Raw genomic sequence first — 8,952 nt, 5'->3', positions numbered from 1 at the left:
TCAGCGCATCGGAGAACTCCACCGGGTGGGAGGTGGTGTAGCGGATGCGGTCGATACCGTCGATGGCGGCAACATAGGTGATCAGCTCGGCGAAATCGACGATCTGGCCGTCTTCACCGGGGGCCCGGTAGGCGTTCACGTTCTGGCCCAGCAGGTTCACCTCGCGCACCTCCTGGTCCGCCAGGTGGGCGACTTCCTCCAGCACATCCGCCACCGGGCGACTGACCTCCTCACCGCGGGTATAGGGCACCACGCAGAAGGTACAGTACTTGGAGCAGCCCTCCATAATGGAGACAAACGCGCTTACGCCGTCCGCTTCCGGCTGCGGCAGGCGGTCGAACTTTTCGATTTCCGGAAAGGACACGTCCACCACGATAGCGCCGTTCTGCTGCTTCTTGGTTTCCATCATTTCCGGCAGGCGGTGCAGGGTCTGGGGACCGAATACCAGGTCCACGTAAGGCGCGCGCTTGGCGATGGCCTCACCTTCCTGGCTCGCCACGCAGCCGCCGACGCCAATCACCAGCTCGGGATTCTTTTCCTTCAGGTGCTTCCAGCGGCCCAGCTGGTGGAACAATTTTTCCTGTGCCTTCTCGCGGATAGAACAGGTGTTCACCAGCAGCACGTCCGCATCCTCAGGGTCATCCGTGGGGACCATCTGGTGGGATTCACCCAACAGGTCCCGCATACGGGCGGAGTCGTACTCGTTCATCTGACAGCCGTGGGTCTTGATGAAAAGCTTTTTCACCGGTTTTTCGGACAGTTCGGGAGACTTCTCGGAGGACATGGTGCGCCTGGTTAAAAACTGGTCAATTTCAAGGGTGGGGCATTATACCGGCCACTTCTGGGGCTGCATAGACGGGGAAGGCCAGGCGAGGGAATGGCCCTAGTGCAATTTTCGGGCACCGGTGCTACTCTTCCGCGCTTTTCGCGGCCGGGCCCGCGGAATCACTACTGCGACGCTAGAATTCACGGGCATTCCAGTTCAGGCCTGTTCGTTTTGCCCCTTTCCAGAGAGATCTATGGCTAACCCGATCTACAAAGTGATTTTCCACAACCAGAACCAGGTGTACGAGCTGTATGCCCGCGCCATCTACCAGAGCGAGATGTACGGCTTTATCGAGGTAGAGGAATTCGTGTTCGGTGAAAAATCGCAGCTGGTTGTGGACCCCAGCGAAGAGAAGCTGAAGACCGAGTTCGCCTCGGTGAAGCGCTCCTATATTCCCATGCACAGTATCGTGCGCATCGACGAAGTGGAGAAAGAAGGCACCGGCAAGATTGTCGAGGTGAAAGGAGACAAGGTGGCGCAGTTTCCATTTCCTGCCCCCATGCGCCACCCCAGTGACAGCGATTAATTGCAAGCCGGAAAATTCTGCACAGATTCAAAACGGGCCCAATGGCCCGTTTTTTATTGCCCGCAATTCGGCACAAACGCGGTGCTGCATCCCGACCGGGCGGCAAATACGTCGTGAATTGTCGCCAGAACCTACAAATTGGCAACGGTTTGTCGCATCGGCGTCACGGTCGTAGTTGGCGGGCTATTCTGAAAAAAGGGAATGCATGTTACCGCGGTTGTTGCGGTCGCGTTTCCCGAAAATGTCGCTCAGACAGCAAACCTAAAATGTAGTGGAAGTTTTTAGGTGAAGTCATGACCACAATACCGGCCACCAAAGTCGCCATTTCTGCCCTCAAGATTGAACAGCGCGTGGAGCGCGACGTCAAAGCGGGTATCCCGGAGCTCGATCGCCGCAGCCATACCGAGAGCGAGGAAAGCCTGCGCTCATACGTGGTGCGGGAAATCATCGGCAAGGTCCACGAAAACCGCCAGGCGGAACTGGACGAAGAGGTAGAGGCCCGGGGCGAGGTGGATATCCGCCAGCTCTACCACGAAGTCAGGTACGCCGAGCCGCTGATCGAGAAAAGGGTCGGCAGCCGGCTGGCCAACCTGGTCAGTGGCCTGAAACGCGACGCGCAGGATTATTCTGCGCTGCGCATGGATCTCGAAATTTTCAAACACCGCAACGGCATCACCCGCGAGGCGGTGTACCGGGAATCGAAGATCCTGCACTACTCCGTGGTGTTCTTTATCGTCATTCTGGAAACCCTGCTCAATGCCTTTTTCCTGTCCAAGGGCAGCGACCTGGGCCTGATCGGCGGCTTTTTCCAGGCCTTTATCATTTCCCTGGTGAACCTCGGCTTTGCTGCCTTTATGGCCTTTTTCCTGCGCAACTGCTTTCACAGCAATTATCTGCGCAAGGGGCTGTCGATGGTGTTGTTGCTGGGGGTGATGGCGACGGCGGTGACCTTTGTGCTCGGCGTGGGGCACTACCGGGAAGCGCTGGAGCAGGACCCGTTTACCGCGTCCCGGCTGGCGATGGCGAGTCTGCAGGCGGAGCCGCTGGGAATCCGCGACTTCAATTCCTGGATCATGGTGGTGGTGAGCGGCATTGCGCTGATTCTGCTCGCCGCGAAGTTTTTCGTGGTGGAAGATCGCTACCCGGGATTTACCGCGATTACCCGGCGGGTGCGCGCGCTGCAGGACGCCTGGAGCGCGGGCCACGAGCAGGCGATCGACAGCATCAACGAGGTGGCGGAAGAAATTCAGGAAGAGCTGGCGGACAAGGTCAAGACCATTCGCAGCCAGTTTATCCAGTTCAAGGCCAGTATCGAGCGCAGCGAGGAAATCGATCGCCAGTACCAGGAAGACATCATCAAGGCGCAGGGGCTGCTGGACGAACTGATCCGCTATTACCAGTCTTACTCCGCGCGGATGATGAACCGGCGCGCAGCCTATTTTGGCGAGCTGCTGCGCTTCGAGCTGGATAAGCTGCCGAGTCTCAACACCGTCGGCCTGGAGCAGCACAAGCGCGACTTGGAGATTTACGAATCGCTGATGGCGGAGCTGGATCGGGCCTACGACGAGGGGATAACCCTGGTCAACGATCGCTGTGAAACGGTGAAAGAGTCGCTGGCGGCACTGGTGGACAAGCTGGAAATCGATCACGGCCTGCGACGGGTATAACGCGGGAGCGCAAGGGAATATGTCAGGGAGGTAAACTGATGCGCAGGGTGCGTAAGAGCCTGTCGTCGGAAGACAAGAAGGGAATCGCGATCTTCGCCGTGGGTGTCGTCGTGCTGATCGCGCTGGTGATCATCGCGGTGCACGTGATGCGCGCGCCGGAGCGCGGCTACGATGAAGTCACCCTGTGCAACCCACAGCTGCCCAGATTTGCCCATCACCTGGTGGTCATTGACGCCTCCGATACCCTGTCTGCGCACCAGAGCCACTTCCTGAAAACCCACCTCTCCGGGCTGCTGGAATCGGCGGCGGTGAACGACCGCTTCTCGATCTTTGTACTGGACGATCACTACAACGGCCTCTCTGACCCGGTGATCGACCTGTGCAAGCCCCGCTCCGGAGAACAGGTGAATGCACTGACCGCAAACCGGCAGTTCGTGCAGGCACTGTACCGGGAGCGCTTTGAGCAGCCGCTGGATCAGGCCATAGCGTCAGCGGTTGCCTCCGGCGAGCAGCCGGTGTCACCGATCTATGAGGCGCTGTCCGATGTGGCAGCGCTCAACCGCATCGACCCGGTGGCGGAAAATGTAAACCTCACCATCGTCAGCGACATGATCCAGAATTCCCGCGCGGGCTCGGTGTTCAACAGCGGTGCGGCGGCGATCGACGGCCTGCCGCTGATCGACCTGCGCCGCGCACGCACCACCGTGTACTGGCTGGACCGGGAGAAGTACCGTAAATACCAGACCGCGGACCTGGAGAACAGCTGGCAGGACTACCTGGGCAGTGTTTCGCGCTTCGAGCAGATCCAGCGGGTCAGGCACTAGCCTGTGGTACCAACACGTTTTCGGGAATTCTGTTTCCCTACCTCGCTGCCTTTCGCAATTTCTTACCCTTACTTTTCCCATTCCCGGCGCGTCCTGCGCCCGTGAAACATAACTTTCAACAAACAGCCGCGGACCTGTAAAAAAACTCAAGCAAAGTTTCCCAAACCAATGACGGGACTTGCCAAATGAGTAATCGATATCGCGCACTGTGGATTTCCGATGTTCACCTCGGCAGCCGGGACAGCGAGCCGCAGAGGCTGGCGGACTTCCTGGCGCAGAATTCCGCCGATACCGTATATCTGGTTGGCGATATCTTCGATATGAAGGCACTGTCTCAGGGCAAGGGCAGCTGGTGTCAGGCGTCCACCCTGCTGCTGGGAATGCTGTCGGAACTGAGCAGTCGCACCCCCGAGGTCATCTATGTACCGGGCAACCACGATGCGCCCATGCGCAGCTGGGCCGGCAAGCGCCTCGGCAATATCCGCGTGGAGCGCGAGTGGACCCACACCGCCGCTGACGGCAAGCGCTACTGGGTGACTCACGGCGACCAGTTTGAACACCACATCGAGATCAACCCCGTCAGCTACCACATCGGTGATCAGAGCTACTACCTGATGCTGCGCTTCAATCGCTGGATCAACTACTGGCGCAGCCGTTTCGACAAGCCCTGGTGGTCCCTGGCCAATCATGTGAAAAACCGCGTGAACGCCGCGCGCAGGATGATGAACAGGTTTGAAGAGGTGGCGATCCGCGAGACCGGGCGCCGCGGCTTTGACGGTGTCATCTGCGGACATATTCACCGCGCCGGCATTCGCCACAGCGCCGCGGCCGACAGTGCGGTCACCTACGCCAACTGCGGCGACTGGGTGGATTCCATGACCGCGGTGGTGGAGGACCACAGCGGCGCCATGGACATACTGCACTGGCACCGGACCCCGAAAATTGCACGCATCATGACGGAGGCGGTGGCAGCATGATTCAGCTGGAAAATCTCCTGCAGAAAAACCCCTGGTACAGTGCCGCGCCCACCAGCCCAACCCGCAGGCTGGTATCGGCGACAGTGAAAAAAATCTGCTGCGAACAGCAGCTCCAGCAGTTCGGGCGCGATTTCCCCCACCTGGGCGGGCTGGATTTTATTCGCCAGGTATTTCGCTCGTTTGATTTTCACTACGACATCAACCCCGCCGAGCTGGAGCGCATTCCCGCCAGCGGTCCGTTGGTGATTGTGTCCAATCATCCGCTGGGTAGCCTGGATGGCCTGGCACTGATCGACATGGTGGCGCGGGTGCGCCGGGATGTAAAAGCGGTGGCCAGCCAGTTGTTGTGGAATATCGAACCCCTGCGCGGCTATCTGCTGCCGGTGGACAACTTCAACGGCCGCACCAAGCGCAGTGATGTGGAAGGTATCTACAGCCACCTGGGCGCAGGCGGTGCGATTATCGTATTCCCCGCGGGGGAAGTTTCCCGCCTGACACCCCAGGGTGTGCGCGACGGGCGCTGGAACCCGGGCTTTATCCGCTTTGCCGACAAGACCGGCGCGCCGATCCTGCCGGTACAGGTGCGCGGTCGCAACTCCCTCTGGTGGTATGGCCTGTCGATGGTCAACAAGCCGCTGTCGACCCTGTGGCTGATCCGGGAAATGTTCAAACAGGTACGCCGGGGTATCGATATCCGCATCGGCACTCCGGTGGCACCGGAACATTTCCGCGACTGGCCGATGGCGCCGCGGGCGCAGGCAAAACTGTGGAAAAAACAGGTTTACCGCCTGCACAAGAACCCGACCCCGCTGGCACCGGAGCCCATCGCCGCAGCAGAGCCCGCTGCAGACGTGGCGGCCGTGCTGGCAGGCTGTGAAACCCTGGTGGAGCAGGGCGAGTTCAGCGTGAAGCTGTACCGGCAGCAGGCGGATTGCCCGGTAATGCGCGAGCTCTCGCGCCTGCGGGAAATTGCCTTTCGCGCAGTGGGCGAGGGCACCGGCAACAGCCGCGACTGGGATGCCTTCGATGCCTACTACGATCACCTGTTGCTGTGGGATCGGGAGCGCCAGCAGGTGGCGGGGGCCTATCGCCTGGTGAATACCGACGGGCTCACTGCGGACAAAATCTACAGCACCACCCTGTTCAATTACTCCCGCTCCCCGGAGCAGTGCCTGCCGGGCTCCGCGGAACTCGGGCGCAGCTTCCTGTTGCCCGACTACTGGCGCAGCCGTGGCCTCGACCTGCTGTGGTGTGGTATCGGCCAGTGGATTCTGCGCAACAATCGCCGCTACCTGTTCGGCCCGGTATCCATGCCGGGTAATTTCTCCCGCCGCGCCAAGTCCGTGATCGTGCGCTACTTCCTGCACCATTTCGCCACCGACAACCCCATGGGCAACGCGCGCCTGCCGTTTGTTGAAGAGCGCGCGGACCTGCCGGCCCTGACCGGCGATGCCCACGGGGATATGTTGCAGCTGAAGCAGGTGCTGAAAGAAGAGGGTGCAGTGCTGCCACCGCTTTTCAAAAAGTACACCGCGGTAACCGTACCCGGCGGCACCAGCTTCCACGCCTTCAATATCGACCCGGATTTCTGCGACTCGGTAGATGGCCTGGTGGTGGTGGACCTGGAGCAAATGGATCCGAAATTTGCGCGGCGCTACCTGGCCGCCAGCTGACGCAAACGCAAGGGCTGTATCCCCCAGAACTTATCTGACGAAGTACACCGGCGCCGCGATGCGATGACGCATACATCGGGCGCCGGATTCCCTCCGCCCGTGGTCTATTCTGTTACGCTGATGTTTCCATTCTCCAGCTTTCGCGCCCGGGATAACCATCATGATCAAGCGGTTGTCGAAAGGAGTTCTCGCCTGCCTGCTGCTGATGCTGGCGTATTTTATTTCCTCGGTGGCTGTCGCCCAGGATTCCGATCTTGCCGCCAGTGAGCCGCATATCGCCGAACTCACCATTTCCGGTGCCATTGGCCCGGCGACCACCGATTACCTGATCCGTACCAGTGAGGAAGCCCGGGAAAAGGGCGCGCAACTGTTTATCGTGCGTATGGATACTCCGGGCGGACTGGATGCGGCGACGCGGGATATCATCCAGCACATACTCGGGTCCGATATCCCCTATATCACCTATGTGACCCCGGCCGGTGCGCGCGCCGCCAGTGCCGGTACCTACATCCTTTATGCCAGCCACATTGCCGCCATGACCCCGTCCACCACCCTGGGGGCGGCTACGCCGGTGCAGATTGGCGGCATGCCGGGACAGCAGCCTCCACCGGGCAATTCACCCGCAGACAATTCACCTGCAGACCAGCCGTCAACGGAAAAGCCGCAGTCAGAGCAAAACGGCGAACCAGGTGACGGGAAAAAGGACGGTGAGGACAGTGCCGCACCCGCCCCCAAAACCACCATGGAACGCAAGGTGATTAACGATTCCGTGGCCTACATTCGCGGCCTGGCCAAACGCCATCACCGCAATGCCGACTGGGCAGAGAAAGCGGTGCGCGAAGCCGCCACCCTCACCGCCTCGGAAGCGTTGGAACAAAACGTGATTGATATCGTCGCGGACAATCGCGAATCCCTGTTGCAGCAGGTGGCTGGCCGCGAAGTTGTGCTGGTATCCGGCAGCGAGAAAATCGCCGAGGCAACCGCTACCCTCCCGGTCGTGGAGTACAGCCCGGACTGGCGCAACGAACTGCTGTCCATCATCACCAATCCCCAAGTCGCCTACATCCTGCTGCTGATCGGCATTTACGGGCTTATTTTTGAAGGCTACAGCCCCGGCGCTATGGTGCCCGGCATTGTTGGTGTTATCTGCCTGCTGCTGGGGCTCTACGCGCTGCAGGTGCTGCCGATCAATTATGCCGGGCTGGCGCTGATTGTGGTCGGTGCGCTGTTGATCGCAGCGGAGTTTTTTGTACCCAGTTTCGGTGCGCTGGGTATCGGCGGGGTTGTCGCACTGGTGATCGGTTCGGTAATGTTGATCGACAGCGATGTGCCGGGCATGCAGGTTTCCCGGGGCCTGATCGGTTCCATTGCGGCTGTGAGTGGCCTGGGCCTGCTGGGATTGCTGTATGCGGTAGGCCACAGCCTGCGCAAGCCAAAGATTGCCAGCGACAAGGCCCTGATCGGGCGCACTGCGGTGGTAATGGATGTGACGCCGGAACTGTTGGTAAAAATCGACGGTGAAATCTGGCGGAGCAGTTGCGACACGGCTCTGTCGGAGGGGCAGGTTGTGCGGGTGATTGCCGAGGAAGGCTTGCAGCTGAAAGTGGAGCCGGACTAGACGGCCCTCGCCGCAAGGTTCGAATTCAAGGAGCGGAGAAAAACGATGATCAGTTATTTCGGGAGTTTGCTGTTACTGGCGGTGGTCCTGCTGGTGATGTATGCCATCCGGGTACTGCGGGAATACGAGCGCGCGGTGGTGTTTTTTCTGGGGCGCTTCCAGGCGGTCAAGGGGCCGGGGTTGATCATCATCATTCCGGTGATCCAGACGATGGAGCGGGTAGACCTGCGCACGGTGGTGATGGATGTCCCCACCCAGGATGTGATCAGCCGGGACAATGTGTCGGTGAAGGTGAATGCGGTGGTCTACTACCGGGTGGTCGATCCGCAGTCCGCGATTATCAATGTGGAAAATTACAACGAGGCGGTGAGCCAGCTTTCGCAGACGACGTTGCGTTCGGTTTTGGGCAAGCACGAGCTGGATGAGATGCTGTCGGAGCGCGACAAGCTGAATGTGGATATCCAGAAGATTCTCGACGAGCAGACCGACCGCTGGGGTGTAAAGGTTACCAATGTGGAGATCAAACACATTGACCTGGACGAGAGCATGATCCGCGCGATTGCGCGGCAGGCGGAAGCGGAACGCTCGCGGCGGGCGAAGGTGATTCACGCGGAGGGCGAGGCCCAGGCGGCGATGAAACTCACCGAGGCGGCGGACCAGCTTTCCAAAAACTCCAATGCGATTACCCTGCGGTATATGCAGACGCTGATCGATATTGCGGGAGAGCAGAATTCCACGATTGTGTTCCCGCTGCCGATGGATTTAATAAAACCTTTACTCGATCAGCAAGTGAAGCAGGGGGGATAAAGCACGAGGTCTCGCTAAGAAAGTTTTGTGGCGG

The 8,952-nt window shown here is 59.7% G+C and carries 8 protein-coding genes; 7 read left to right on the top strand and 1 reads right to left on the bottom strand.

All coding sequences use genetic code 11. The annotated features are described in order from the left end of the window. The coding region (locus QZ511_RS15530) for a MiaB/RimO family radical SAM methylthiotransferase (RefSeq protein WP_295803727.1) at nucleotides 1-784 on the bottom strand (784 nt) is incomplete at its 3' end. Between the two features lie 235 nt (nucleotides 785-1,019). Here QZ511_RS15530 and QZ511_RS15525 point away from each other — a divergent pair. The 7 genes from QZ511_RS15525 to QZ511_RS15495 all read left to right on the top strand — a co-directional run bounded on the left by QZ511_RS15525 (nucleotide 1,020) and on the right by QZ511_RS15495 (nucleotide 8,918). Then, nucleotides 1,020-1,352 carry a DUF1820 family protein gene (locus QZ511_RS15525; RefSeq protein WP_295803726.1) on the top strand — a complete coding sequence of 111 codons (333 nt, stop codon included), beginning with the start codon at nucleotides 1,020-1,022 and terminating at the stop codon, nucleotides 1,350-1,352. A gap of 293 nt (nucleotides 1,353-1,645) precedes the next feature. Beyond that, complete coding sequence (locus tag QZ511_RS15520) at nucleotides 1,646-3,019, top strand: hypothetical protein (RefSeq protein WP_295803724.1); 1,374 nt, start codon at nucleotides 1,646-1,648, stop codon at nucleotides 3,017-3,019. A 38-nt stretch (nucleotides 3,020-3,057) separates the two neighbouring features. After that, complete coding sequence (locus QZ511_RS15515; protein ID WP_295803722.1) at nucleotides 3,058-3,843, top strand: hypothetical protein; 786 nt, start codon at nucleotides 3,058-3,060, stop codon at nucleotides 3,841-3,843. A gap of 185 nt (nucleotides 3,844-4,028) precedes the next feature. Continuing rightward, on the top strand, nucleotides 4,029-4,820 hold the full coding sequence (locus QZ511_RS15510) for a UDP-2,3-diacylglucosamine diphosphatase (protein ID WP_295803720.1): 792 nt from the start codon (nucleotides 4,029-4,031) through the stop codon (nucleotides 4,818-4,820). Then, entirely contained in the window at nucleotides 4,817-6,493 is a 1,677-nt protein-coding gene (locus QZ511_RS15505) for a GNAT family N-acyltransferase (protein ID WP_295803718.1), read from the top strand. Before QZ511_RS15510 ends, QZ511_RS15505 begins: the two co-directional genes overlap by 4 nt. Nucleotides 6,494-6,653: 160 nt before the next feature. After that, the gene (locus QZ511_RS15500; protein WP_295803716.1) at nucleotides 6,654-8,111 is read left to right on the top strand and encodes a nodulation protein NfeD; all 1,458 of its coding nucleotides are present in this window, start codon (nucleotides 6,654-6,656) and stop codon (nucleotides 8,109-8,111) included. Nucleotides 8,112-8,156: 45 nt separating this feature from the next. Further along, nucleotides 8,157-8,918, top strand: coding sequence for a slipin family protein (locus QZ511_RS15495; protein ID WP_295803715.1), 762 nt, complete (start codon nucleotides 8,157-8,159; stop codon nucleotides 8,916-8,918). Nucleotides 8,919-8,952 lie beyond the last annotated feature (34 nt).

It is taken from the genome of uncultured Microbulbifer sp. (assembly GCF_913055755.1).
Classification (GTDB): domain Bacteria; phylum Pseudomonadota; class Gammaproteobacteria; order Pseudomonadales; family Cellvibrionaceae; genus Microbulbifer.
Note: the sequence above shows the minus strand (reverse complement) of the source record. Positions and strands in the feature narration are given on the sequence as shown.

What these genes read in the sequence shown, in the direction of transcription:
- QZ511_RS15525 (WP_295803726.1), top strand. Translation starts at nt 1,020, where the DNA reads ATGGCTAACCCGATCTACAAAGTGATTTTCCACAACCAGAACCAGGTG.
- QZ511_RS15495 (WP_295803715.1), top strand. Translation starts at nt 8,157, where the DNA reads ATGATCAGTTATTTCGGGAGTTTGCTGTTACTGGCGGTGGTCCTGCTG.
- QZ511_RS15520 (WP_295803724.1), top strand. Translation starts at nt 1,646, where the DNA reads ATGACCACAATACCGGCCACCAAAGTCGCCATTTCTGCCCTCAAGATT.
- QZ511_RS15505 (WP_295803718.1), top strand. Translation starts at nt 4,817, where the DNA reads ATGATTCAGCTGGAAAATCTCCTGCAGAAAAACCCCTGGTACAGTGCC.
- QZ511_RS15500 (WP_295803716.1), top strand. Translation starts at nt 6,654, where the DNA reads ATGATCAAGCGGTTGTCGAAAGGAGTTCTCGCCTGCCTGCTGCTGATG.
- QZ511_RS15515 (WP_295803722.1), top strand. Translation starts at nt 3,058, where the DNA reads ATGCGCAGGGTGCGTAAGAGCCTGTCGTCGGAAGACAAGAAGGGAATC.
- QZ511_RS15510 (WP_295803720.1), top strand. Translation starts at nt 4,029, where the DNA reads ATGAGTAATCGATATCGCGCACTGTGGATTTCCGATGTTCACCTCGGC.